The sequence below is a fragment of the Cedecea sp. AS113 genome, from assembly GCF_037152415.1.
GTDB lineage: Bacteria > Pseudomonadota > Gammaproteobacteria > Enterobacterales > Enterobacteriaceae > Cedecea.
In genome coordinates this window covers 14,741-37,901 of record NZ_JBBCMI010000021.1, presented here as the reverse complement: position 1 = coordinate 37,901, position 23,161 = coordinate 14,741, and the positions used below count along the sequence as shown (strand labels likewise).

The following is a 23,161-nucleotide window of genomic DNA, read 5'->3' as shown; positions in this document are numbered from 1 at the left end:
CATTGTTTAATAGGGATAGGTCATGACCAAACATTTTCGTCTGAAGGCACTGCACGTTGCGCTGCTCGCGCTTGTCTCTTCCACCTTTGCCGCGCAGGCGGCGGACATTCCCCAGGTAAAAGTCACCGTCACGGATAAACAATGTGAGCCGATGAATGTGACCGTGAACGCCGGGAAGACCCAGTTCATTATCCAGAATAACAGCCAGAAAGCGCTGGAGTGGGAGATCCTGAAAGGGGTGATGGTAGTGGAAGAGCGTGAAAACATCGCGCCGGGCTTCTCCCAGAAGCTGACCGCTAACCTGCAGCCGGGTGAATACGACATGACCTGCGGTCTGCTGACCAACCCGAAAGGCAAGCTGGTGGTGAAAGCGACCGGCAAACAGGAAGCGCCTAAATCCGATCTGCTGGCGCTGACCGGCCCAATCACCGAATACAAAGCCTACGTGACCGCTGAAGTGGCTGAGCTGGTGAAAGGCACCAAAGCCTTTACCGACGCGGTGAAAGCCGGCGATTTAGAGAAAGCCAAAGCCCTGTATGCGCCAACTCGTCAGCATTACGAGCGTATTGAGCCGATTGCTGAGCTGTTCTCAGACCTCGACAGCAGCATTGATGCCCGTGAAGACGACTTCGAGAAAAAAGCGGATGACCCGAAATTCACCGGTTTCCACCGTCTGGAGAAGATCCTGTTTGGCGACAACACCACCAAAGACGCCGCGCAGTTTGCCGACAAGCTGAACGCCGACGTGCTGGATCTGCAGACTCGTGTTTCCGAGCTGGCCTTCCCGCCGAGCAAAGTAGTTGGCGGTGCAGCTGGCTTGATTGAAGAAGTCGCTGCGACCAAAATCAGCGGGGAAGAAGACCGCTACAGCCACACTGACCTGTGGGATTTCCAGGCGAACGTCGACGGCGCGCAGAAAATCGTTAACCTGCTGCGTCCTCAACTGACCAAAGAGAACCCGGCGCTGCTGGCGAAAGTGGATGCCAACTTCAAGAAAGTTGACGCCATTCTGGCGAAGTACCGCACCAAAGACGGGTTTGAAACCTACGACAAGCTGACGGATAACGATCGCAAGGCACTGAAAGGGCCGATCACGACGCTTGCGGAAGACCTGTCTCAGCTGCGCGGCGTGATGGGCCTGGACTAAGCATCATGAGCAATAAAGACAACACCGGCGCGCACCAACCGGCGCGCCGCCAGCTGCTGAAAACACTGGGCGCCCTTGGGGGCGCTTTTGCCGTGGGCGGCGGGTGCCCGATGGCGGCCCATGCGGCGAATCCGGCCTCTTCGCCGGGCACGCTGCCGCCGGATGGTCGCCTTGAAAGCCAACCGCTGTATGGTGAACACCAGGCCGGGATTCTGACACCCCAGCAGGCCGCCATGATGCTCGTGGCGTTTGACGTGCTGGCCAGTGACAAAGCCGACCTCGAACGTCTGTTCCGCTTGCTGACCGCCCGCTTTGACTTCCTGACCCGCGGCGGCCCGGCACCGGAAACGCCAAATCCACGGTTACCGCCGATGGACTCTGGCATTCTTGGGGCGGAAATATACCCGGATAACCTGACGATCACGGTGTCTGCCGGCAGCTCGCTGTTTGACGAGCGTTTTGGCCTGCAAAAGCAGATGCCGAAAAAGCTACAGCCAATGACCAGTTTCCCGAATGATTCGCTGGATGCCAGCCTGTGTCACGGCGATTTGCTGCTGCAGATTTGTGCCAACACCAACGACACTGTGATCCACGCGTTGCGCGATATTATCAAGCACACGCCAGATCTCCTCAGCGTGCGCTGGAAGCGGGAAGGGTTCATCTCCAACCATGCGGCGCGCAGCCGAGGGAAAGAGACGCCCATCAACCTGTTAGGCTTCAAAGACGGCACGGCCAACCCTGACAGCCATGATAAACCACTGATGGACGACGTGGTTTGGGTAACGAAGCAACAGCAGGAGCCAGCCTGGGCTACCGGCGGTAGCTATCAGGCCGTGCGCATTATTCAGTTCCACGTTGAGTCCTGGGACCGTACGCCGCTGAAAGAGCAGCAGACTATCTTCGGGCGAGAGAAACACAGCGGTGCGCCGCTGGGTATGACAAATGAGCATGATGTGCCGGACTACGCTGCCGATCCGGACGGCGATGTGATTGCGCTGGATGCCCATATCCGCCTTGCAAATCCAAGGACCAAAGAGACGCAGTCGGGGCTAATGATGCGGCGGGGCTACAGCTATTCACTGGGCGCCACCAAATCCGGCCAGCTCGACATGGGGCTGCTGTTCGTCTGCTACCAGCATGACCTTGAAAAAGGCTTCCTGACGGTGCAGAGCAGGCTGAACGGCGAGGCGCTGGAAGAGTACATCAAGCCGATCGGCGGTGGGTATTTCTTCGCGCTGCCGGGCGTGCCGGATAAACAGCATTATCTGGGGCAGGGGATGATTGAGGCGTAATTATTGCCGTACCGGTGATGAGAGCCGGGAACGAATCTTCCCCTCACCCCGGCCCTCTCCCCACAGGGGCGAGGGAGAAAACAGTCGACGGGAGCATTATTTATTCCCTCTCCCTGCCAGGGAGAGGGTAAATCCAGAAGCGACATTGTGACTGAGGGAAACCTTAGCCGTTCTTATTGAGAGTGGTTTATGTAGATTTTCATTTGCTAACAATTCGCTCCCCCAATTATTCATGACAATTCCCTATGACTATCCCGCTGATATATTTCTGTAATATTGATGTGCGAAAACGGTACACAGCAGCGGATTGCGATTAAACGTTACTTAAAAGTGAAATTTATGTTGCATTTTGGGTGATGTTTGGTGTACTTAAAGCATGAGCGGTAGTTCCCTGCTGTGACGTTTAATCACTACGGAGATCGCGAATGGTTGGGTCCTGTACTGGACGGTTACTTAAACACTTTACCCGCACTACCCAGCGCGGAGGCCTCTCCTCCGGCTTCGCTATCTTCACCGCTAAATTTCCCCATTCAGAGTCAAATCAGCGTCCTAACGGTGCGTCAGGCAACGTTTCGCGTTCGCTTAACGCACCCTCTCAACCGGCAGTTAATGGCTTACAAGGAAGCCAAACCTCATCCGTTAGTGGCCATAATCGCGCCTGTCCAGACGGCGCGGGAAATGAAACCAACTGTAAGGTGCCATCCATGGGAAGACAGAAAGCTGTGATCAAAGCTCGTCGCGAAGCAAAACGTGTGCTGAGACGGGATTCGCGTAGCCACCGGCAGCGTGAAGAGGAATCGGTCACCACGCTTGTGCAGATGAGCGGCGTAGAATCTATAGGCATGGCGCGCGACAGCCGCGACCATTCACCTATCGAAGCGCGGAATGAAGCTCAGGCGCACTATCTTAATGCCATCGAGAAAAAGCAGCTGATATTTGCTACCGGCGAAGCCGGCTGTGGCAAGACGTTCATCAGCGCGGCAAAAGCCGCTGAGGCCCTGATACATAAGGATGTCGACAGGATTATTGTTACCCGTCCGGTGCTGCAGGCCGATGAAGATCTCGGCTTCCTCCCCGGTGATATCTCAGAAAAGTTCGCCCCGTATTTCCGCCCGGTGTATGACATCCTGGTGCGACGTTTAGGGTCGTCTTTTATGCAGTATTGCCTGCGGCCTGAAATTGGTAAGGTTGAGATTGCGCCGTTCGCCTATATGCGCGGACGCACTTTTGAAAATGCCGTGGTTATTCTGGATGAGGCGCAGAATGTCACCGCAGCGCAAATGAAGATGTTCCTCACCCGCCTCGGGGAAAACGTGACGGTTATCGTCAATGGCGATATCACGCAGTGCGATTTACCTGCGGGCGTACCGTCCGGTTTAAGCGATGCGCTGAACCGTTTTGAAGAGGATGACATGGTCGGCGTTGTTCGCTTTGGTAAGCAGGATTGTGTGCGCTCGGCCCTCTGCCAGCGCACGCTGAACGCCTACGACTGACGGTCTTCAACGATTTAGACAAAAGCCCAAACTTCGGTTTGGGCTTTTTTATTTGCGCGAATTATTTGGCCAAACTGTGAAGGGGGTCATAACGCCAGGTCAAGGAGAGACAATTTATGAGGCATGAGAATTATCTCTCTTCAGAATGCATGCCGTATACTTTCCTCAAGCAGAGACAATAGTCTCTCTCCACAAACCCGCTTTGGAACAGCAACAATATGCCACGGAAGTCCGTTACAGCGTATTGAGACTTGAGGAACAACTTATGCAAAAGAAAAAAATTTACCTGTTCTGCTCCGCTGGGATGTCAACCTCGCTGTTAGTGACCAAAATGCGAGCGCAGGCCGAAAAGTATGAAGTGCCGGTAGAAATTGAAGCTTTCTCTGAGTCTTTGGCCAGCGAGAAAGGGAAACATGCGGACCTGGTATTGCTCGGGCCACAAATTGCCTACATGCAGGCAGATATCAAGAAATTGTTGCCCACCAAGCCTGTAGAAGTTATCGATTCTGCTCTGTACGGTAAAGTCGATGGGCTGGGTGTGTTGAAAGCGGCTGTGGCAGCAATTAAGAAAGCAGCGGCCGAGAGTTAATTTTTTATTCTTGTTTTGTTTAATTTTCCGTCAAAGAGCGACTTACACCTACAGCCGTAAGTAATTACGGCTTTCAAGGATATTTATAATATGAGTAAAGTCATTGATTCACTTGAGAAGGTTCTCCTGCCTTTTGCTGTAAAAATAGGAAAGCAGCCTCACGTTAATGCCATTAAAAACGGTTTTATTAAATTAATGCCATTAACCCTAACGGGGGCAATGTTTGTTCTGATCAACAACGTATTCCTGAGCTTCGGCGCAGGGTCATTCTTCTACTCGTTAGGCATCCGTTTAGACCCCGAGACCATTGAAACCCTGAATGGGTTTAAAGCTATCGGCGGCAATGTGTACAACGGTACGTTGGGCATAATGTCGCTGATGGCGCCTTTTTTCATTGGCATGGCATTAGCTGAAGAAAGAAAGGTCGATCCTTTGGCCGCGGGCTTATTATCCGTCGCAGCCTTTATGACCGTTACGCCATATAGCGTAGGCGAAGCCTATGCCGTGGGCGCTAACTGGTTAGGCGGCCAGAATATTATTTCCGGTATGATTATCGGTCTGGTTGTCGCGGAGCTGTTTACCTTTGTTGTGCGCCGGAACTGGGTAATTACCCTGCCGGACAGCGTACCGGCCTCAGTATCCCGCTCGTTCTCGGCGTTAATCCCAGGCTTCCTGATTCTGTCTATCTTCGGGATCATCTCCTGGGCGCTGTCTCACTACGGCAGCAACTTCCACCAGATCATCATGGACTCCATTTCGACTCCGCTGGCGTCAATGGGGAGCGTGGTTGGCTGGGCATACGTGATTTTCAACTCCCTGCTGTGGTTCTTCGGTGTTCACGGTTCCCTGGCGCTTACCGCTCTGGATAACGGCATCATGACCCCATGGGCGCTGGAAAACGTGGCGCTGTACCAGCAGTACGGTTCTGTTGAAGCCGCTATCGAAGCGGGCAAACAGTTCCACTTCTGGGCGAAACCAATGCTCGACTCCTACATCCTGCTGGGGGGTTCCGGTGCGACGCTGGGTCTGATTATCGCTATCTTCATCGCCTCTCGCCGCGCCGATCACCGTCAGGTGGCTAAGCTGGCGCTGCCGTCAGGCATCTTCCAGATTAACGAACCGATTCTGTTTGGTCTGCCGATCATCATGAACCCGGTCATGTTCATCCCGTTTGTGGCGGTACAGCCGATTCTGGCCGCGATCACCCTGATTGCGTACTCCATGGGCATTATCCCGCCGGTCACCAACCTGGCACCGTGGACCATGCCTACCGGCCTGGGCGCCTTCTTCAACAGTAACGGCAGCGTCGCTGCACTGCTGGTGGCGCTGTTCAACCTGGGTGTTGCAACGCTGGTGTACATGCCGTTCGTTATCCTGTCCAACAAGGCACAGGCGGTTATTGAAGAAGAAGAAAGCGAAGAAGATATCGCTAACGCACTGAAATTCTAAGTTCAGCCGGGGGAGGGAATGCCTCCCCCGTTTTCAGAATCCGGGGAGCACGCTTATGTTTGATTTAGATAATGTTGTTGAAACTGAAGTAGAAGTGGACGATCTCGAAGAAGTGGTGATGGGCTTAATCATCAATTCAGGCCAGGCCCGCAGCCTAGCCTACGGCGCGCTCAAAAAGGCCAAGCAGGGTGACTTCGCCGGGGCTAAAGAGATGATGGACCAGTCCCGCACGGCGCTGAACGAAGCGCATCTGGTGCAGACTAAGCTGATTGAAGGCGACCAGGGCGAAGGCAAAACCAAAGTGAGCCTGGTGCTGGTACACGCGCAGGACCACCTGATGACTTCGATGCTGGCGCGTGAGCTGGTCACCGAGTTGATTGAATTGCACGAGAAAATGGACAAGTAGCAGGTCAGCATATGCAGCCAGAGATAGACAATATGGAAATTAACATTGTTCGTGAAAGCCAGCTGTTTAACGGCAAGTGTTTCCATGCGTTTATCTACACCAAAGAAGAGAGCGTGAGCGGGCTGCACCAGCATGACTACTACGAATTCACAATCGTGTTGACCGGGCGCTACTACCAGGAAATTAACGGTAAGCGCGTACTGATGGAGCGAGGCGATTTTGTCTTTATTCCGGTCGGTTCCCATCATCAGAGTTTCTACGAGTTTGGTGCGACCCGGTTATTTAACGTGGGGATCAGTCAGCAGTTCTTTGAACAGCATTATATGCCGCTGCTGCCGTCCCATTTGGTGGCCTCACAGGTTTACCAGATTAAGGATGAATTCCTGGCGTTTATGGAATCGGTGATTGCCTCGTTTAATTTCCGCGAAGGGGAATTTAACGAGTTCCTCGAAATGGTGAGTTTTTATGTCGTCAATCGACTGCGCCATTATCGGGAGTCGGAAAATCAGGATGATATTCCATTGTGGTTAAAATCCACCGTTGAAGGGATGCACGACAAAATGCGTTTTGGTGACAAAGCCTTATTAAACATGGTCGCGCTTTCGGGTAAGTCGCAGGAATATTTAACGCGCGCCACTCAGCGCTATTATGGCAAAACGCCGATGCAGATTATTAACGAAATCCGCATTAATTTTGCCAAGAAGCAGCTGGAGATTACTAACTCATCGGTGACCGATATTGCCTTTGAGTCCGGCTACAGCAGCCCCAGCATGTTTATTAAGAACTTTAAAAAGGTCACCTCTTTTACGCCAAATAGTTATCGGAAGAAATTGTACAGCATTAATTAAGGTGCTGGTTAATTACCACGGTCAATATTGCGTTTTTATTAACTTATTCAATTTTCTAAATACGGCGCGTGGCGCTGTACGGGAGCCTGTATGACTAAGAAATTAAAAGTTGTTACTATCGGTGGCGGCAGCAGCTATACCCCAGAATTACTTGAAGGTTTTATTAAGCGCTATCATGAACTACCGATTACCGAACTTTGGCTGGTGGATGTCGAAGCCGGTAAAGAAAAGCAGGATATAATTTTCAATCTTTGCCAGCGCATGATTGAGCACGCCGGTGTGCCGATGACGGTACACAAGAGCCTCGACCGCCGTGAAGCGCTGAAAGACGCGGACTTCGTGACCACCCAGCTGCGCGTGGGCCAGCTGAAAGCGCGCGAGCTGGATGAGCGTATTCCGCTGAGCCACGGTTATCTTGGCCAGGAAACCAACGGCGCGGGTGGCCTGTTCAAAGGGCTGCGCACCATTCCAGTGATTTTCGACATCATCAAAGACGTGCAGGAAATCTGCCCGGATGCGTGGGTTATCAACTTCACTAACCCGGCCGGGATGGTGACTGAGGCGGTATTCCGCCACACCAACTTCAAAAAATTCATCGGCGTGTGCAACATTCCTGTTGGCATGAAGATGTTTATTACCGACGTGCTGAAGCTGACCCCGGAAGATGATCTGGGCATCGATCTCTTCGGCCTGAACCACATGGTGTTCATCAAAGATGTGCTGGTGAACGGCGAATCCCGCTTTGCCGAACTGCTGGATGGCGTAGCCAGCGGTAAACTGAGCGCTAACTCGGTGAAAAACATCTTCGATATGCCGTTTAGCGAAGGGCTGATTCGTTCTCTGAACCTGCTGCCGTGCTCTTACCTGCTGTACTACTTCAAGCAGAAAGAGATGCTGGCCATCGAAATGGGCGAGTTCTACAAAGGTGGCGCGCGCGCTTCCGTGGTGCAGAAGGTCGAAAAACAGCTGTTCGAACTGTATAAAGATCCTAACCTGGACGTGAAGCCGAAAGAGCTGGAGCTGCGCGGCGGGGCTTACTACTCTGACGCCGCATGCGAAGTGATCAGCGCTATCTACAATGATAAGCAGACCGAGCACTACGTGAACATCCCGCACCATGGGCACGTGGACAATATCCCGGCGGACTGGGCTATCGAAACGACCAGCATCATTGGCCGTGATGGCGCAAGACCGCACCCGCGCGTGACTCACTTCGACGAGAAAGTGATGGGCCTGATTCATACCATCAAAGGCTTCGAAGTGGCGGCGAGCCAGGCGGCGCTGAGCGGTGAATTCAACGATGTGCTGCTGGCGCTGAACCTGAGCCCGCTTATCCACTCTGACAAGGATGCGGAAGTGATTGCCAAAGAGATGCTGCTTGCCCATAAAGCCCATCTGCCAAACTTTGCGAAAACTATCGAAAAACTGGCGTAATGTCTTGCCCTCCCCGGACGGGGAGGGCCACTCAAGAGGGATGCTATGGACCGCTTACTGATTATCAACGCCGATGACTTTGGCCTGAGTAAGGCGCAAAACTACGGCATCATCGAAGCCTTTCACCACGGTGTGGTGACGTCAACCACCGCGATGGTTAACGCTGAAGCCATTAAACACGCTGCCGGGCTGTGCGCACGCTATCCGGGGTTGGGGATCGGCATGCACTTCGTGCTGACGCTGGGACAGCCGCTGACCAACATGCCGGTGCTAACCCGCGAAACGGGCTTACTGGGTAAATGGATTTGGGAGATGGCCGAGCAGGGGCAGTTGGATCGGGACGAGATCAAACGCGAACTGGAAAGCCAGTATCAGCGCTTTATCGAGATTTTTGGTATTGAACCAACCCATCTTGATAGCCACCATCACGTGCATATGATTCCGGAAATTTTCCCCATCGTTGCGGCGTTTGCCAGCGCGAAAGGGATCCCGCTGCGTGTCGATCGTGATGTCGCAGCCCGGGACAACATTTCCCTGGATGGCGTGCGGACTACGCAAGGGTTTAGCAGCGAGTTTTACGGCGATTCTATTTCTGAAAGCCTGCTTCTGGAGTGCGTGGATGCTTCGGCTAAGCGAGAGGAAGCCTCGCTGGAAGTGATGTGCCACCCGTCATTTGTGGATAACACGCTGCTGAAAAGCAACTACTGCTATCCGCGCCTTGCGGAGCTGGAAGTGCTTACCTCCGCGGCGTTGAAGTACGCGATTGCCGAGCGAGGCTACCGTCTGGGCACGTTCCGCGATCTCTAACCCCTATTCGTACTTCGGCCTGCTGTCGATAAGGTGTATTATTGCTGCATCTTATCGACAATCATTGACCGGACGTTTGTACCGGTTAACGAGGTGCAGCTATGTCCGGAAAACGCATCCAACGCGAAAAGCAAACCATCGCTAAAATGCTCGCCCTGTACGAGCGCAAAAACCCAGCTGCCAGCCCCGATCCAGACCACTACTCACGGCTATACGACTACGCTGCCAAAAGGTTGGATCGCTGCGCTTTTGGCGAAGAAAAGCCCGCCTGCAAGCAATGTCCTATCCACTGCTATCAGCCCTCAAAACGTGAAGAAATGAAGCGGGTGATGCGCTGGAGTGGTCCCCGAATGCTGTTTCACCACCCGATTCTGACCGTGCTTCATTTGATGGACGATCGCCGTCCGGTTCCGCCGCTGCCGGAGAAATACCAGCGTAAGAAAGAGTGACGGAGTCAGTCATGCCGGTTTCATCTTAATCGTGTATAAACGCTGACAATAACGCGGCGTTATGCCCGGAGGGTAGGCGATGGGATACGTGGAAGAAATGAGGGCGCTGGTAGGCCACCGGCTTTTATTACTGGCCGGGGCGAATGTCATCATCACCGATGATCAGCAGCGCATTTTGTTGCAGCTGAGGCGTGATGGCGGCTGGGGATTGCCCGGCGGTTTGCTTGAGCCCGGTGAAAGTTTTGAAGAAACGGCTATCCGTGAAGTGAAAGAAGAGACGAATCTTGATGTTCACGATCTGACTTTACTCGGCACTTTTTCGGGTTCGGACTATACGTTTACGCTCGAGAATAAAGACAGGATTAACGTCATTACTTCACTGTTCGAAGTGACAAGCTGGTCAGGCCGTATCATTAATGACCCTACAGAAGGTCTGGCGCTCACCTTCTTTGCGGAAAGCGAGATCCCGGCAGAAACAAAGGATGAATACAGGGGTTATATAAACTACTACCTGGCGCAAAGAGTTGCTAAAAAGTAACTGCAGGTTATATTCGAACCCATCCCTCATAGTGAAACATGCGAAAAAAAAGCCCGCATTTGCATGCGAGCTCTTCTTTAAATATGGCGGTGAGGGAGGGATTCGAACCCTCGATACGTTGCCGTATACACACTTTCCAGGCGTGCTCCTTCAGCCACTCGGACACCTCACCATATTGTTTTGCTGCACACCTTAGGTGGGCAACGGGGCGCTACTATAGGGAGTCAGCCCTCTTCGGTCAAGCCTAATTTATGGATTATGCCGCGTTCGGTTAAGGTGTGAGCGGTTGAGGCGGTTTTAAGGCAAATTCGTCGAAAAAAGCTCCCGCCCGGGTAATTCCTGTGGGCGGGAGAGGGTTAATCATCGCGCTAGCTGGCATTACCTCCCAGCGACTGCCAGAGCGTAATGCGGTTCTCCAGCGCCGTTTGCTGCAGTGAAATAAGCGAGTGGCGAGCGCTCCATAGCGTGCGCTGCGCCGTTAAGGCTGTCAGATAATCGCTGATGCCAATCTGCTGCTGTTTTTGCACTATCTTCAGTGAGGCTTCCGCACTGGACATCGTCTGCTGTGCCAGCTCAAGGCTGCTGGTTTTTAACCTGATAAGGTTTTCTTGTCGGAATCAAATCAAGGTCGACGTACAAATATTGGGTGAATTGTGAAGGGTATATGGCGGTGAGGGAGGGATGATTCTCGCGCCGTCCGTGGCGCTCGCCCTGCGGTTTGCCGAAGGCAATGCAAAACGGTCATCCTGCCGTTTTGTCGAACCCGGTCGAGGGTTCTCATCCGTCCCTCGTGGTGCAACATGCGAAAAAAAAGCCCGCATTTGCATGCGAGCTCTTCTTTAAATATGGCGGTGAGGGAGGGATTCGAACCCTCGATACGTTGCCGTATACACACTTTCCAGGCGTGCTCCTTCAGCCACTCGGACACCTCACCATATTGTCGCTCCAGCGCTGCTGGAACGGGCGCTAATTTAGGGAAAATGGGCTTCGCCGTCAATGCTAATTTCATGTTTTTGGTGCGTTTAGCCAAACTTCGTCCAACTTGATTCTTAAACCACCACAAGATGCTGCTTTTTATTACTTTGGGGCTTGCATGGCGAGTCGATTCGCGCAAGCCTAAGAAAAAAAGGAGGCAGTATGGACATTATTTTTCATCACCCCACTTTTGACACCGAGTACTGGCTGAATCGCCTTCAGCTGGCTTTGCCTGGCGCTCGCGTTCGCCAGTGGAAGCAGGGCGACCAGCAACCCGCAGACTATGCCCTTGTCTGGCATCCTCCGGTGGAAATGCTTAGCGGCCGTAAAGGGCTAAAAGGCGTATTTGCGCTGGGAGCGGGCGTTGACGCTATCCTCAGTAAACTTCAGGCTCATCCTGACATGCTGCCTGACGGCGTGCCGCTGTTCCGCCTCGAAGACACCGGCATGGGGCTGCAGATGCAGGAGTATGCGGTCAGTCAGGTGCTGCACTGGTTCCGTCGTTTTGACGATTACCAAAGGCAAAAACAGCAGGGGCAATGGCAGCCGCTGGACGATTATCGTCGCGAGGATTTCACCATTGGGATCCTCGGTGCAGGCGTGTTGGGTGGTAAAGTCGCTGAAAGTCTTGTGGCCTGGGGCTTCCCGGTTCGCTGCTGGAGCCGCAGTAAGAAAGATTTCCCTGGCGTAGAAAGTTTTGCCGGTGGCGAAGCGCTGCCTGCCTTTTTAAGCGGCACCCGCGTGTTGATCAACTTGCTGCCTAATACGCCGCAAACCGTCGGCATCATCAATCGTGAATTGTTGAGTCAATTGGCTAAAGAGTCCTACGTGATAAATCTCGCGCGCGGGGTTCACCTTGTCGAAGCCGATCTGCTTGCGGCGCTGGATGCCGGGCAGCTCAAGGGGGCAATGCTGGACGTCTTCTCTAAAGAGCCGCTGCCGGAAAATAATCCGCTATGGGCACATCCTCGCGTGGCAATTACGCCGCATGTTGCAGCGGTAACTCGTCCTGATGAGGCGATTGCCTATATAGCAAAAACGATTACTCAACTGGAAAACGGTGAAGCCGTTTCAGGTGAGGTCTCACTTCAGCACGGCTATTAAGCATCAAGCCCGGCCCTGGCCGGGCTGATAACGTTCCAGAAGCAGGCTAAAAATTGTCATAGATTGCTGGTATCCTTACTTCAAAATAGAAAAGGAGAAAGCCATGTATCCCGTTGACCTGCATATGCATACCGTTGCCAGCACCCACGCCTACAGTACCCTCCACGATTATATTGCCGTTGCGAAAGCCAAAGGTATCAAGCTGTTTGCCATTACCGACCACGGCCCGGATATGGCGGATGCGCCGCATTACTGGCACTTTATTAATATGCGTATCTGGCCACGACTGGTCGATGGCGTCGGCATTTTGCGCGGTATTGAGTCGAACATTAAAAATACCGCCGGGGAAATAGACTGCACCGGCCCGATGCTGGACGCGCTGGATTTAATTATCGCGGGCTTCCATGAGCCGGTGTTCCCGCCCAAAGATAAAGCCACCCACACCGAAGCGATGATCGCGACGATGGCGAACGGCGACGTACATATCATCAGCCATCCGGGGAATCCTAAGTTTGAGATTGATATCCCAGCTGTTGCGGCGGCGGCGGCGAAGTATAACGTCGCGCTGGAGCTGAATAATTCTTCGTTTACCCATTCGCGTATTGGCAGCGGCCCAAACTGCCGCGCTATTGCCGAAGCCGTGCGCGATGCAGGTGGCTGGCTGGCGTTAGGATCCGACTCTCACACTGCCTTTACGCTGGGGGATTTCACCGAATGCCGTAAAATCCTCGACGAAATCAATTTCCCGGAAGAGCGGATCCTTAACGTCTCTCCGCAGCGCCTGCTGGGCTTCCTGGAAGCCCGTGGTATGGCGCCAATTGCTGAATTTGCCACACTGTAATTAACACCCGTAATGGATAGAGCCAGTCATGAATGAATTTTCAATTATTTGCCGCGTACTCGGATCGCTTTTTTATCGCCAGCCGCAGGATCCCCTGTTGGTGCCTCTTTTTACGCTGATCCGTGAAGGGAAGCTGGCGGCAAGCTGGCCACTGGAGCAGGATGAGCTGTTGGGCCGGCTGCAAAATAGCTGCGATCCGCAGCTGCTGGCGGGCGACTTTAACGCTTTGTTTGTTGGCGAAAAATGCAGCGTGCCGCCATTCCGTTCCGCCTGGGAAGAGGGCAGCGATGAAGGCGAAGTGCGCCAGTTCCTGAAGCAGCGTGGCATGCCGCTAGGTGAGTCCCCGGCCGATCATTTTGGGACGCTATTGCTGGCGGCCTCGTGGCTTGAAGACCAGTCTCAGGAAGATGAGTTTGAAGCGCAGGTGACGCTGTTTGATGACTACCTGATGCCGTGGTGCGGGACTTTCCTGGGCAAAGTTGAAGCCCATGCCACAACGGCATTCTACCGTACGCTGGCGGCGATCAGCCGTGAGGCGCTGCAGGCCATGCGCGATGAGCTGCAGGAATCAGAGGATGAGTAATTGTGATGTTAATCACAATTAAAATGTAACGCTGATTTCTTATTTGCAAAAAACGTGCGCCAGATCGTAGTGGTTGGTCCGGCCTCTGCTATGATACGGCGCTATGAAGACACTTATTCCATTAGCAATCACCACCGGTATTCTCTCCGGCCTTTGGGGCTGGGTGGCGGTGAGCCTCGGCCTGCTGGGCTGGGCCGGTTTCCTCGGCTGTACCGCTTATTTTGCCTGTCCGCAGGGCGGTATGAAGGGGCTTTTTATTTCCCTGTGTACGCTGTGCAGCGGCGTGCTGTGGGCGCTGGTGATTATTCACGGCAGCGCGCTGGCGCCGCAGGCGGAAATCCTGGGCTACATCATGACCGGCGTAGTCGCCTTCCTGATGTGTATTCAGGCGCGCCATATTTTGCTCTCGTTTGTCCCCGGGACGTTTATCGGCGCCTGTGCAACCTTTGCCAATCAGGGGGAGTGGCACAACGTTGTACCTTCATTGCTTTTAGGCCTGGTGTTTGGCTTTGCCATGAAAAACAGCGGGTTGTGGCTCGCTGCCCGGCGGGACAAGCCAAAACCGAAAGCCAGCTCATTGCTAAGCGAATAAAAAAAACCAGCGAAAGCTGGTTTTTTATCGATGCACAGAGCCTCATGAAGCGGGCGGCGTTGAGAGCTGTTTGTATTTCACCAGCACCGGATTGTTAATATCGGCCGGGTTCTGTAGATCCCAGAGTCCCCGGTCGATACCGTCGTTGACCAGATAGATGACCCCCGTTTCAATGGCGGACATCAGGCACAGCATGACCGGCTCGTTGCTGGTATAGCCCACTTCACCTTCCAGCAGACGCTGATAATCAATAAACCGGAAGACGCCGGCTTGCACCTCGTATGACAGGATCGTTTTGCTGGTGTTGACGGACGACATAACTTCGCCGGTACTGACGTCCACCACCCTTAAATTAACGGCAATTTGATCAAGCTGGTACTGCGTGTCGGCCCCAATGCCAAAGTAGCGAGCGCCCGCACCACCCGACTTGACGTTACTCTCGTAGCCAATGATCGAGCCTTCAATCATCACATTGGCCGCCATCAGAGAGTGCAGCGGGGCGCGGTTATTATCGGCCACGGTGCCATTTTCCTGGGCGGCACGAATAATTTTGCGTTCGTTCAGCAGGTTTTGCAGCCCCTGGCGTTCAAGGGGGATAAACCAGCGGGAATCCTTCAATGCCGTGACCAGCATAGACGTCGCGCTCTGCGGTACGGCGGTAGAAAAGTTGCTGGCAGGATAGGGCTTGAACTGGCCCGTTTCGTCCTGAATGTTATACACCGAGACATAAAGCTTCCCTTTTGCTTCCGGCAAATGCGTCAGGTCGAGGTAGCTTTGCGCGCGCGGTAATAACGTTGGTTTGGCGGCCTCTTTTGGCGGAGCCGTTAAACAACCACTTAATAAAAACACCGCCATAATCAGAAGTATGCGCTGCATGATAGTGATCCTTTCAGAGGTATTATGATTTTAAGCCACTAAAAATTCGTAGAATTCGCCTGCAGGCCGGATACCTGAATGGTTGACGTTTTGCCGGTTTTGCGGTCGGTGACGTTGAGCCGAAGCTGGCCGTCAGTGTTGGCAATATCGACGATAAAATCATTGGTGACCATGCGCCCTGGTTTACCGGTATTAATATTGGTCAGCAGCCCGCCCAGCACCTGCGACTGCAGCGCCTGGGTGAAGTTATCCAGCGCGCTGGGCATTTGAATGCCGAGATCGCTGCTGTAGCTGGGATCTTTATAAGAGTTTTGCGCCTGGGCCGAATTTAACAAATAGGCGCCGTTATTGGGGTTACCGCCAAAATTGGGGTTCACAAACTGGAAAACCATATTCCCGCCCCAGGCCAGCGGCGTAAATAACAGCACGGGCAGTACGGCATGATAAATACGCATCATCGTCTCCTAGAATTCATCGTGGGTTAAATCGCTGGTGCTCAAGAGTTGCTTATCGATCAGCCTGCGTTTAAGCGCCTCATCGGTATGGAGCAGTGCAACGTCAACGTTTTTGTCAAAGTCGCGCTTTGTGGGGAAAAGAAAAGCCTGATAAACAACATCCTGGCCTGCGGTAATCGTTATCCAGCTCCCCCAGCGGGCGCTGGGGCGCTCGTTGATGGTTAAATTACCGGTATAGTTGCTTTCCCATTTATCGCTGAAGGCGCGATAAAAGCTGTGGCCAACGGAGGTGACGGTATGGTCTGTCAGCAGTCCAGGGATCTCGACTTCTTCGGCCAGGACACTGCTTATCAGGCAGCAGCAAGCTGCCAGCGTAAATGCAGCTGAACGTTTCATGGGGCTATCGCCGAAGATTATCGTTGGCCCAGGAAACCGCCTGAGTTCGATTCTTGACGGCTATCTTTCTGAACAGGTTATACAGGTGCGTTTTGACCGTGTTCTCGCTGATAAACAGCGAACGCGCGATTTCAACATTGGAAGAACCAACGCGCAGCTTATTCAGTATTTCCTTTTCGCGCTGTGTCAGGCGGGATGACTCGGCGTTGTTAAACCGGTAGTTGCCGGATTGGCTGATCAGATAACTGGCCAGTTTCTGCGGGAAGTAACATTCGCCAGCCAGTACCCCGCGCAGTCCCTCGATGACTTTGGGCTCTTCTACAGCAAGATAAAAAACGCCATTGATGTGCGGCCAGCTTTCAATCTCGCGGAAGGGATACTCCTCCGGCGTATTGAGTAACAACAATTTTATCTGACAGTTTTTACGACTTAGTTTATCCTGCCAGAACAGAATGGTCTTTTTATCTGTTTCCGCCATATCAAATAAAATCAGAACATTACCGGGAAACTCATCCAGTGGCCGCTGAATATTATGAATACGGCCATTTATTTCTAACGAGGCGCGCAGGTGCTGTAATAAGGCTGAAGCCTGGAGAGAGGGTTTTGTCATTAACAATAACGTAGGGCCCTGAAGGGCATGGACTTCATTATACATGATGAAACTCCACCTGGTTTATGTCGCTACCTTTTGAATTAATAAGAATTAATTCTCTATAACGTGACGAGTGCCGCGACGGTGCTGTATGTTAAATATTTTTAATCGCCGAAATGATTTTATTTCGGTCAGCAAAAGAAAATTAACTAAAGAAGTGGTAACTGTTTCCAATTTAGCGATTGGATATTTTAACGCAAGTGTTAACTATGTAACTAAATGTTTCTTTGGATATTAAAATGTTTCAATTGAGAGTGTTCGCTATTTAATTTTAAGCAGAAAGTTGTACGTTTTTTGCTTTCTGTATAGAAAATTAATTTTGATTTTTAATTTTAAATAATTGTATTTTATGTGTTTTATTTTTTATTTTTTTGTTTTTTCTCACTCTGTTCATAATTTTAAAAACTGCGTTCCCAGCATTCAACCGCTTCGCTTAAGAAAACTGATCATGATGACAAGGTTTTTTCATAAACTGACTAAGCATCGCTTAAGTTGTGCTAAGTCAGTGAGAGTTAAGGTGACTTTAAATAAGTGTGCTAATGATTATCCGATCCCTGGAACAGGGGATTGTAATAGTGATGATTGTCTGTTTTTATTTCTTATTAATACTTTGGTGTGAATTTTATAATGCAAAATACCACCCCAGCATGAGATATTTTTAATTGTTGCCGTAACATACTCATTTGCGTAACGATGCAATAACACATTATTGTTGGTCCGTTATGCTTGACCTGAATGTTACGCGTCATATTGTTCCGGCATTATCTGGTTCAGGGTGACAGAATGAAAAAATATTTTATTTCTATAATGTTCGCTGGCCTGGCGAGTCATTGTTTTGCGGCGAGTAACGATCTCGCCACTGCTGAGTATAATTTTGCTGTCAATGAATTGAGCAATCCTCAATTTAATCAAACGGCCATTATTGGCCAATCTGGTAGCAATAATAATGCTGCAGTAGTTCAGCGGGGTCAGAAGCAACTTTCTGAGGTTACGCAAAGCGGAGCAGGCAACCGGGCAAACATCGAACAATCAAGTAGTTATAACCTGGCTTATATCTCGCAAGAAGGTAACGCCAACGAGGCGGGTATTAAGCAGGATTCATTTGGTAATGCGGCGCTTATTATCCAACGAGGTTCTGGTAATAAAGCAAACATTACCCAGTACGGTACCCAGAAGTCAGCAGTTGTTGTGCAAAACCAGTCACAAATGGCGATTCGCATTATTCAGCGATAAGCAAAATATTTGGGCTGAAACTATCAATCCGATGGGGGTTTTAGTATGAATCTTTTCAAAGTGGCAGCATTAGCAGCACTGGTTGTTTCCGCAGGTGCAATGGCGACCTATCCGCAGCAGGCTCAGCACTCGACCTTGAAAATATATCAGCAGGGTAACGGAAATAATGCCACAGCGCTGCAGTCGAATGCGTTCTATTCGAAGACTGAAATTAAACAGCTGGGCACGGTGAATGGGGCAAAAGTTGGCCAGGGCTCTGACAGCAGCGATATTAAACTGCTGCAGGATGGCTACGGTAACAATGCCACCATCAGCCAGTGGAACGGGAAAAACGCGCAGATTGATGTTCAGCAGTTCGGGACCAACAACGGAGCAGTGGTTAATCAGACGGCATCCAGCTCTCTGGTGTCGGTCACCCAGTTCGGCAACGGTAACCACGCCACTGCGTCTCAGTACTAAAGCGACCTGGCTATCGCGTGAACAGGGCCGACGGCCCTGTTTTTCTTTGGAGGTTGTATGCATACCCTGGTATTGCTTGCCGCACTCTCAAGTCAGCTGACGTTTAATACCCGGCAGCAGGAAAACATCTACACAATAACGCCTGTCGCGACGCTGGCGGCGGATTGCCAGTGCACCTTGACGCTGGTGGCAACCAAAACCGGCCCGTCGGGGAAAAGCTCCAGCCACCAAAGCAGCGAACTGTTTATAAAAGCGCATCAGGCCGTCGATCTGTCGCAGCTAAGTTTGAATATTGACCCCGGAGACAGCGTCACGGTCACTGTTACCCTGAGCGACGGAAAAGCCTTTCACCTTGAGCAACAGTGGCAAAAGCCGGGGAAGTCTTGACCGCAAACAAATATATGTGACGGAAGTATTGCAAGAACAAAAAACATGGATCACTGTTTAATTATCTTTGATTTTCTGCCGATAACCTTCAGGGACGACAGCAATCGAGGAGTAATAAACGTGAAAGCAAGTTTTCAGCAGTATTTGCTTTGTCTGGCGCTGGGCATCGCGGTTTCACCGCTGTCTCAGGCTGCATCCTCTGGCATCATTCATTTTCGAGGTGAAATAGTAGAAGGTGGCTGTCAGTGGACATCGGCCAGCTCCAATGTCGCCATGACCTGCACCGAAAAAGGCAAACCCGTCACTCAGACCGTTGCCCTTAGCTCCCTGGATGGTATTACCCTTCATAATGACAGTACGATGCAAACCCGTGTGAAATACCTCGACCCACAGCACAAAACAGCAGTGCTGTACGTTACCTATCAATAACGCCACGGCCCGTTTAACGCGGGCTGTGTATTTTTGGTTTCAGACCACATAGCAGAGTAAACTAACGCGGATCGATTTCAGTTGAACGCATAGGGTTATTGCTGTGAAAAAAAGTTTGCTCCTTTCTCTTCTGCTGGTGGCGCAGGTGACCGGGGCGGTAACGCTGGATGACATCCAAAAGCGATTTGCCGCCGTGCCGGTAATGCGGGCGCAGTTTGAGCAGGAGCGCCAGATAAAAGGCATGGCGCAGCCGCTGCATTCCAGCGGGCGGATTGTGGTGACAAAGCATAAAGGGCTGTGGTGGCAGCAGCGTCAGCCTTTCCCGATGGGACTGGTTGTTGGGGAGAATCGGATGGTTCAGGTGATGGGTAACCAGCCGCCGCAGGCAATCACCGCGGAGAACAATCCGCCAATGTTTCAGTTCAACCAACTGCTGCGTACGCTGTTTTATCTCGATCGAAAAGCGCTTGAGAAAGACTTTATCAGCGAGTTTTCCGACCTGGGGGAGGGAAGATGGCGGCTGGTATTAATTCCCTTTGAGAAAACGCTCAGCGGGCTGTTCCGCTCGATTACGCTTTATGGTGAGAAGTCGCTGGACCGAATTGAGCTGAATGACGTGGAGGATGACGCCACGGAAATAACGTTTACGCACCATCAGTTTGAACCCCGCAGACTTAGTCAGGAAGAGCGCAAACGCCTTGTCTTCTAAATAATGCCCGGCCGCTAGCTGAGTTTTTGATTGCGTTGGCGGCGGCTGGCGGCATAATGTGTAAAACTTAATTAGAACGATAACTATTGCTATTTATATGGACGTTTCTTTAAGCCGCCGACGCCTGCTGGCGCTAGCCTCCCTGCTGCCTCTGGCGGCCATTCTTCCCTGCCAGGCTGATGCCCACCGCTTTGATGTCGCACGTATTATTGCCCTGGAATGGCGACCGGTTGAAATGTTGCTGGCGCTCGGGATTATGCCGATGGCGATTGCCGATAAGCGTAATTATCACCGCTGGGTAGGGGAGCCAACGTTGCCTGAAACCGTCGTTGACGTTGGGCTGAGAAACGAGCCTAATCGCGAGCTGATGCAGCGTCTCACCCCTTCTCTTTTTCTCATCTCCAAAGGCTTCGGGCCGGCTGAGTCAGATTTAACACCTATCGCTCCCTGCTGGTCGACGGCCTTTAATGATGCCTCTGGCCGCCCGCTGGCGCTGTTGGAAAAAGATCTTCTGAGGCTCGGGCAGTTTTTAGGGCGGGAGCAGCAGGCTACCGAACATCTGGCCCATTTTCACCAGCAGATGGCCGCCACCCGCGCAAAGCTGCCGGGTAATCCCAACCCGCTGGTGATGTTTTCATTTCTTGATAGCCGCCGGGTGATGATCTTTGGCCGCAACAGCCTGTTTAACGACCTGCTGGAACGGCTGGGGATGCGTAACGCCTGGGACGGGAAAACCAATGCCTGGGGAAGCGCCATTGTGGGCATTGAAACCCTGGTCAGGCTGGAAAACGTCACGGCAATTTGCTTTATGCACGGCGATGACGATCCGGTCAAAACGGTGGCGAAATCTGCGCTATGGCAGGTTATGCCTTTCGTGCGCGAGGGCCAGTTACACCTGCTGCCAGCGGTATGGTTTTACGGCGGCAGCTTCTCGGCGCTGCGTTTTTGCCAGCTCCTGCCGGAGGCACTGTGCGCATAATCCTGCTTATACTCTGTGCCTTCACGCTGTTTTTGACCGGCTACAACTTTCAGCAAATGCTGCCTGCCGGGCTCTGGTGGCAAGCGATAACGCTGCCTCAGGTGACCGATGTTTCGCAGATGCTGTTTCACTACAGCCTGCTGCCGCGAACCGTGCTTGCGCTGCTTACCGGCGCCGGGCTGGCTCTGGCCGGTTGCCTGTTCCAGCATATTTTGCGCAACCCATTGGCCGAACCGGCCACCCTTGGCGTTGCGGCTGGGGCACAGCTGGGGCTGACCCTTGCGACGCTGTTTTTGGCGGGGGCAGGGGAAACCGGCAAACAGCTTGCGGCGCTGGCTGGCGCAATGGCCGTAGGCAGTATTGTGCTCGGGGCTGCCTGGGGTAAACGAATGTCGCCGGTTACGCTAATCCTTGCCGGCCTGGTATTGGGACTTTATTGCGGGGCCGTAAAAAGCTTCCTCGTATTGTTCAACCATGAACGCCTGCAAAATCTGTTTATCTGGAGCAGCGGGATGTTGAACCAGTACGACTGGGCTGGCGTGGAGTTTCTTTGGCCGAGGCTTCTGGCCGTGCTGGTACTCATCGTACTGATGATTCGCCCGCTGGGTATGCTGGCCCTGGATGACACCGTATTACGTGGACTGGGGATGAAGCTGGCTTTAGTGCGCGTGGGCGGGCTATTTTTGGCCCTGCTGCTGAGTTCGATGCTGGTCAGCGTGGTGGGCGTGATCGGATTTATTGGTCTGTTTGCTCCGGTCCTGGCCGGCATGTTTGGCGTGAGACGTCTGCTGCCTAAACTCCTGGCTTCGATGGCGACGGGGGCATTGCTGCTGTTACTGAGCGATCAACTGGTTCTGTGGGTTGGACGCTATTGGCAAGAACTGCCCACCGGCGCCGTGACGGCGCTGGTGGGGGCACCTTTAATGCTGTGGTTATTGCCACGCCTGCGCCATCAGCGGTTGGCGGCTTCTGATGATGCCAGCGCGATTGCGGAACGCCAACTTTCCCCCGCTACGGTATTGCTGATTATTGCTGTTTTGGCGCTGGTTGCCTTGCTCGCGCTGGGCGTTGGGCGGGAAAGCGCAGGCTGGTTTATCGGCATACAAGAAATGTGGCAGTGGCGCTGGCCGAGGGTGCTGTCGGCGCTTGCCGCGGGCGCAATGCTGGCGGCGGCCGGTACGCTGGTACAAAAAATGACCGGCAATCCGATGGCCAGCCCCGAAGTGCTGGGCGTGAGCTCCGGCGCGGCCTGCGCCATCGTGTTATTGATATTTCTCGTCCCCGGCGACGTCAGCGCCTGGCAACTGCCGGCGGGCTTTGCCGGCGCGGCGCTCACGCTGCTGGCGATGCTCGTTTTAGCCCGCTCCGGGCTGGCTCCGGGAAGGCTTTTACTGACCGGTGTGGCGCTGAGTACCGTTTTCGCCACGCTGCTCACGCTTTATCTGGCCAGCGGAGATCCGCGCAGCGGGTCGGTGCTGACGTGGCTGTCCGGCTCCACCTGGAAAGTAACCGGGCAGCAGGCGCTGGTGAGCGGGGGCATGGCGCTGGCGCTGATTGGGCTTACGCCCCTGGTGCGCCGCTGGCTCGCTATACTCCCGCTGGGCGGTGAGACGGCTCAGGCCCTGGGCATTGCCCTGAGTCAATCGCGCATCAGCATTCTGGTGCTGGCAGCCGGACTAGTTGCTGCCGCAACGCTCTGCGTGGGGCCACTAAGTTTTGTTGGGTTGATGGCACCGCACATGGCAAGAATGCTCGGCTTCCGCCGCGCAATGCCCCAGCTTATCGTGGCTATTGCTATCGGGGCCGGGCTGATGCTGCTGGCCGACTGGCTGGGCCGAAGCCTTATCTTCCCATTCCAGATCCCGGCAGGATTGTTAGCCACGCTCTGCGGGGCACCGTACTTTATCTGGCTGTTACGCAAAGCGTGACAGGCCTTAAAAGCAGGCTCGTTCCGGGCGTGCCTGCTGTTTGAGTTCCTCTCTATTTCCGTGGCCAGGCGTTTTTACTGGTCAATCTCCCTCTGGGCATTTTTCTTGCAA

The 23,161-nt window shown here is 52.9% G+C and carries 27 protein-coding genes and 2 tRNA genes; 22 read left to right on the top strand and 7 right to left on the bottom strand.

Features of this window, described 5'->3' with window-relative positions:
• The first annotated feature begins 22 nt into the window (after window positions 1–22).
• The 11 genes from efeO (at window position 23) to WFN87_RS20040 (ending at window position 10,452) form a co-directional block, all read left to right on the top strand.
• Entirely contained in the window at window positions 23–1,147 is a 1,125-nt protein-coding gene (gene efeO / locus WFN87_RS20090) for an iron uptake system protein EfeO (protein WP_166875266.1), read from the top strand.
• Window positions 1,148–1,152: 5 nt separating this feature from the next.
• Window positions 1,153–2,439 carry an iron uptake transporter deferrochelatase/peroxidase subunit gene (efeB, locus tag WFN87_RS20085; protein ID WP_336983881.1) on the top strand — a complete coding sequence of 429 codons (1,287 nt, stop codon included), beginning with the start codon at window positions 1,153–1,155 and terminating at the stop codon, window positions 2,437–2,439.
• A 704-nt stretch (window positions 2,440–3,143) separates the two neighbouring features.
• Window positions 3,144–3,932 (top strand): phosphate starvation-inducible protein PhoH, encoded by a 789-nt coding sequence (gene phoH, locus WFN87_RS20080; RefSeq protein WP_008455641.1) that lies wholly within the window; start codon window positions 3,144–3,146, stop codon window positions 3,930–3,932.
• 265 nt (window positions 3,933–4,197) lie between these two features.
• On the top strand, window positions 4,198–4,521 hold the full coding sequence (locus tag WFN87_RS20075; RefSeq protein ID WP_008455640.1) for a PTS sugar transporter subunit IIB: 324 nt from the start codon (window positions 4,198–4,200) through the stop codon (window positions 4,519–4,521).
• A 90-nt stretch (window positions 4,522–4,611) separates the two neighbouring features.
• Entirely contained in the window at window positions 4,612–5,970 is a 1,359-nt protein-coding gene (gene chbC, locus WFN87_RS20070; protein ID WP_008455639.1) for a PTS N,N'-diacetylchitobiose transporter subunit IIC, read from the top strand.
• Window positions 5,971–6,025: 55 nt separating this feature from the next.
• Window positions 6,026–6,376 (top strand): PTS N,N'-diacetylchitobiose transporter subunit IIA, encoded by a 351-nt coding sequence (gene chbA, locus WFN87_RS20065; protein WP_008455638.1) that lies wholly within the window; start codon window positions 6,026–6,028, stop codon window positions 6,374–6,376.
• A gap of 11 nt (window positions 6,377–6,387) precedes the next feature.
• Window positions 6,388–7,224 (top strand): transcriptional regulator ChbR, encoded by an 837-nt coding sequence (chbR, locus tag WFN87_RS20060; RefSeq protein ID WP_034808027.1) that lies wholly within the window; start codon window positions 6,388–6,390, stop codon window positions 7,222–7,224.
• Window positions 7,225–7,314: 90 nt separating this feature from the next.
• Window positions 7,315–8,658: a 6-phospho-beta-glucosidase gene (locus WFN87_RS20055; RefSeq protein WP_008455636.1), complete on the top strand. Its 1,344-nt coding sequence runs from the start codon at window positions 7,315–7,317 to the stop codon at window positions 8,656–8,658.
• 45 nt (window positions 8,659–8,703) lie between these two features.
• Entirely contained in the window at window positions 8,704–9,465 is a 762-nt protein-coding gene (gene chbG / locus WFN87_RS20050) for a chitin disaccharide deacetylase (protein WP_336983880.1), read from the top strand.
• A gap of 101 nt (window positions 9,466–9,566) precedes the next feature.
• A complete protein-coding gene (locus tag WFN87_RS20045) occupies window positions 9,567–9,914 on the top strand; it encodes a nitrous oxide-stimulated promoter family protein (RefSeq protein ID WP_008455634.1) in 348 nt (115 codons plus the stop codon).
• A gap of 79 nt (window positions 9,915–9,993) precedes the next feature.
• Window positions 9,994–10,452: an NUDIX hydrolase gene (locus WFN87_RS20040; RefSeq protein WP_336983879.1), complete on the top strand. Its 459-nt coding sequence runs from the start codon at window positions 9,994–9,996 to the stop codon at window positions 10,450–10,452.
• 84 nt (window positions 10,453–10,536) lie between these two features.
• On the opposite strand, the gene WFN87_RS20035 is transcribed toward WFN87_RS20040, so the two are convergent.
• From WFN87_RS20035 to WFN87_RS20025, 3 genes are all read right to left on the bottom strand, one after another.
• Window positions 10,537–10,624 (bottom strand) — tRNA-Ser (locus WFN87_RS20035).
• A 196-nt stretch (window positions 10,625–10,820) separates the two neighbouring features.
• On the bottom strand, window positions 10,821–11,024 hold the full coding sequence (locus tag WFN87_RS20030) for a TolC family protein (RefSeq protein ID WP_336983883.1): 204 nt from the start codon (window positions 11,022–11,024) through the stop codon (window positions 10,821–10,823).
• Window positions 11,025–11,298: 274 nt separating this feature from the next.
• A tRNA-Ser gene (locus WFN87_RS20025) sits at window positions 11,299–11,386 on the bottom strand.
• Between the two features lie 203 nt (window positions 11,387–11,589).
• On the opposite strand from WFN87_RS20025, the gene ghrA reads away from it, so the two are divergent.
• The 4 genes from ghrA to WFN87_RS20005 all read left to right on the top strand — a co-directional run bounded on the left by ghrA (window position 11,590) and on the right by WFN87_RS20005 (window position 14,547).
• Window positions 11,590–12,531 (top strand): glyoxylate/hydroxypyruvate reductase GhrA, encoded by a 942-nt coding sequence (ghrA, locus tag WFN87_RS20020; RefSeq protein ID WP_166875252.1) that lies wholly within the window; start codon window positions 11,590–11,592, stop codon window positions 12,529–12,531.
• 103 nt (window positions 12,532–12,634) lie between these two features.
• The gene (locus WFN87_RS20015; RefSeq protein WP_008453572.1) at window positions 12,635–13,372 is read left to right on the top strand and encodes a phosphatase; all 738 of its coding nucleotides are present in this window, start codon (window positions 12,635–12,637) and stop codon (window positions 13,370–13,372) included.
• A gap of 28 nt (window positions 13,373–13,400) precedes the next feature.
• Entirely contained in the window at window positions 13,401–13,955 is a 555-nt protein-coding gene (locus tag WFN87_RS20010; RefSeq protein ID WP_166993712.1) for a molecular chaperone TorD family protein, read from the top strand.
• A gap of 103 nt (window positions 13,956–14,058) precedes the next feature.
• Window positions 14,059–14,547 (top strand): DUF1097 domain-containing protein, encoded by a 489-nt coding sequence (locus WFN87_RS20005; RefSeq protein WP_166875249.1) that lies wholly within the window; start codon window positions 14,059–14,061, stop codon window positions 14,545–14,547.
• A 42-nt stretch (window positions 14,548–14,589) separates the two neighbouring features.
• Here WFN87_RS20005 and csgG read toward each other — a convergent pair whose 3' ends face one another.
• The 4 genes from csgG to csgD are packed head-to-tail and all read right to left on the bottom strand — an operon-like array spanning window position 14,590 to window position 16,929.
• Entirely contained in the window at window positions 14,590–15,423 is an 834-nt protein-coding gene (csgG, locus tag WFN87_RS20000) for a curli production assembly/transport protein CsgG (protein WP_008453567.1), read from the bottom strand.
• Between the two features lie 38 nt (window positions 15,424–15,461).
• Window positions 15,462–15,878, bottom strand: coding sequence for a curli production assembly/transport protein CsgF (gene csgF / locus WFN87_RS19995; protein ID WP_336983882.1), 417 nt, complete (start codon window positions 15,876–15,878; stop codon window positions 15,462–15,464).
• 9 nt (window positions 15,879–15,887) lie between these two features.
• Entirely contained in the window at window positions 15,888–16,274 is a 387-nt protein-coding gene (csgE, locus tag WFN87_RS19990) for a curli production assembly/transport protein CsgE (RefSeq protein WP_336983878.1), read from the bottom strand.
• Window positions 16,275–16,278: 4 nt separating this feature from the next.
• Window positions 16,279–16,929: a biofilm master transcriptional regulator CsgD gene (gene csgD, locus WFN87_RS19985; RefSeq protein WP_336983877.1), complete on the bottom strand. Its 651-nt coding sequence runs from the start codon at window positions 16,927–16,929 to the stop codon at window positions 16,279–16,281.
• 780 nt (window positions 16,930–17,709) lie between these two features.
• On the opposite strand from csgD, the gene csgB reads away from it, so the two are divergent.
• From csgB to fhuB, 7 genes are all read left to right on the top strand, one after another.
• Entirely contained in the window at window positions 17,710–18,159 is a 450-nt protein-coding gene (csgB, locus tag WFN87_RS19980) for a curli minor subunit CsgB (RefSeq protein WP_336983876.1), read from the top strand.
• Window positions 18,160–18,204: 45 nt separating this feature from the next.
• Window positions 18,205–18,618, top strand: a complete 414-nt coding sequence (csgA, locus tag WFN87_RS19975; RefSeq protein WP_008453557.1) for a curli major subunit CsgA — start codon at window positions 18,205–18,207, stop codon at window positions 18,616–18,618.
• Between the two features lie 57 nt (window positions 18,619–18,675).
• The gene (gene csgC, locus WFN87_RS19970) at window positions 18,676–19,005 is read left to right on the top strand and encodes a curli assembly chaperone CsgC (protein ID WP_008453555.1); all 330 of its coding nucleotides are present in this window, start codon (window positions 18,676–18,678) and stop codon (window positions 19,003–19,005) included.
• 120 nt (window positions 19,006–19,125) lie between these two features.
• Window positions 19,126–19,434 (top strand): hypothetical protein, encoded by a 309-nt coding sequence (locus tag WFN87_RS19965; RefSeq protein WP_008453554.1) that lies wholly within the window; start codon window positions 19,126–19,128, stop codon window positions 19,432–19,434.
• A gap of 103 nt (window positions 19,435–19,537) precedes the next feature.
• Window positions 19,538–20,143: an outer membrane lipoprotein carrier protein LolA gene (locus tag WFN87_RS19960; RefSeq protein WP_008453552.1), complete on the top strand. Its 606-nt coding sequence runs from the start codon at window positions 19,538–19,540 to the stop codon at window positions 20,141–20,143.
• Between the two features lie 97 nt (window positions 20,144–20,240).
• A complete protein-coding gene (gene fhuD, locus WFN87_RS19955; protein ID WP_336983875.1) occupies window positions 20,241–21,122 on the top strand; it encodes a Fe(3+)-hydroxamate ABC transporter substrate-binding protein FhuD in 882 nt (293 codons plus the stop codon).
• Entirely contained in the window at window positions 21,053–23,050 is a 1,998-nt protein-coding gene (gene fhuB, locus WFN87_RS19950; protein ID WP_336983874.1) for a Fe(3+)-hydroxamate ABC transporter permease FhuB, read from the top strand. The genes fhuD and fhuB overlap by 70 nt, the downstream gene beginning before the upstream one ends.
• Window positions 23,051–23,161 lie beyond the last annotated feature (111 nt).

What these genes read in the sequence shown, in the direction of transcription:
- efeO (WP_166875266.1), top strand. Translation starts at nt 23, where the DNA reads ATGACCAAACATTTTCGTCTGAAGGCACTGCACGTTGCGCTGCTCGCG.
- csgF (WP_336983882.1), bottom strand. Translation starts at nt 15,878, where the DNA reads ATGCGTATTTATCATGCCGTACTGCCCGTGCTGTTATTTACGCCGCTG.
- WFN87_RS20055 (WP_008455636.1), top strand. Translation starts at nt 7,315, where the DNA reads ATGACTAAGAAATTAAAAGTTGTTACTATCGGTGGCGGCAGCAGCTAT.
- csgE (WP_336983878.1), bottom strand. Translation starts at nt 16,274, where the DNA reads ATGAAACGTTCAGCTGCATTTACGCTGGCAGCTTGCTGCTGCCTGATA.
- WFN87_RS20040 (WP_336983879.1), top strand. Translation starts at nt 9,994, where the DNA reads ATGGGATACGTGGAAGAAATGAGGGCGCTGGTAGGCCACCGGCTTTTA.
- chbA (WP_008455638.1), top strand. Translation starts at nt 6,026, where the DNA reads ATGTTTGATTTAGATAATGTTGTTGAAACTGAAGTAGAAGTGGACGAT.
- WFN87_RS20075 (WP_008455640.1), top strand. Translation starts at nt 4,198, where the DNA reads ATGCAAAAGAAAAAAATTTACCTGTTCTGCTCCGCTGGGATGTCAACC.
- csgB (WP_336983876.1), top strand. Translation starts at nt 17,710, where the DNA reads ATGAAAAAATATTTTATTTCTATAATGTTCGCTGGCCTGGCGAGTCAT.
- WFN87_RS20015 (WP_008453572.1), top strand. Translation starts at nt 12,635, where the DNA reads ATGTATCCCGTTGACCTGCATATGCATACCGTTGCCAGCACCCACGCC.
- phoH (WP_008455641.1), top strand. Translation starts at nt 3,144, where the DNA reads ATGGGAAGACAGAAAGCTGTGATCAAAGCTCGTCGCGAAGCAAAACGT.
- WFN87_RS20005 (WP_166875249.1), top strand. Translation starts at nt 14,059, where the DNA reads ATGAAGACACTTATTCCATTAGCAATCACCACCGGTATTCTCTCCGGC.
- fhuD (WP_336983875.1), top strand. Translation starts at nt 20,241, where the DNA reads ATGGACGTTTCTTTAAGCCGCCGACGCCTGCTGGCGCTAGCCTCCCTG.
- csgA (WP_008453557.1), top strand. Translation starts at nt 18,205, where the DNA reads ATGAATCTTTTCAAAGTGGCAGCATTAGCAGCACTGGTTGTTTCCGCA.
- WFN87_RS20010 (WP_166993712.1), top strand. Translation starts at nt 13,401, where the DNA reads ATGAATGAATTTTCAATTATTTGCCGCGTACTCGGATCGCTTTTTTAT.
- chbC (WP_008455639.1), top strand. Translation starts at nt 4,612, where the DNA reads ATGAGTAAAGTCATTGATTCACTTGAGAAGGTTCTCCTGCCTTTTGCT.
- ghrA (WP_166875252.1), top strand. Translation starts at nt 11,590, where the DNA reads ATGGACATTATTTTTCATCACCCCACTTTTGACACCGAGTACTGGCTG.
- WFN87_RS20045 (WP_008455634.1), top strand. Translation starts at nt 9,567, where the DNA reads ATGTCCGGAAAACGCATCCAACGCGAAAAGCAAACCATCGCTAAAATG.
- chbR (WP_034808027.1), top strand. Translation starts at nt 6,388, where the DNA reads ATGCAGCCAGAGATAGACAATATGGAAATTAACATTGTTCGTGAAAGC.
- chbG (WP_336983880.1), top strand. Translation starts at nt 8,704, where the DNA reads ATGGACCGCTTACTGATTATCAACGCCGATGACTTTGGCCTGAGTAAG.
- csgD (WP_336983877.1), bottom strand. Translation starts at nt 16,929, where the DNA reads ATGTATAATGAAGTCCATGCCCTTCAGGGCCCTACGTTATTGTTAATG.
- csgG (WP_008453567.1), bottom strand. Translation starts at nt 15,423, where the DNA reads ATGCAGCGCATACTTCTGATTATGGCGGTGTTTTTATTAAGTGGTTGT.
- fhuB (WP_336983874.1), top strand. Translation starts at nt 21,053, where the DNA reads ATGGTTTTACGGCGGCAGCTTCTCGGCGCTGCGTTTTTGCCAGCTCCT.
- efeB (WP_336983881.1), top strand. Translation starts at nt 1,153, where the DNA reads ATGAGCAATAAAGACAACACCGGCGCGCACCAACCGGCGCGCCGCCAG.
- csgC (WP_008453555.1), top strand. Translation starts at nt 18,676, where the DNA reads ATGCATACCCTGGTATTGCTTGCCGCACTCTCAAGTCAGCTGACGTTT.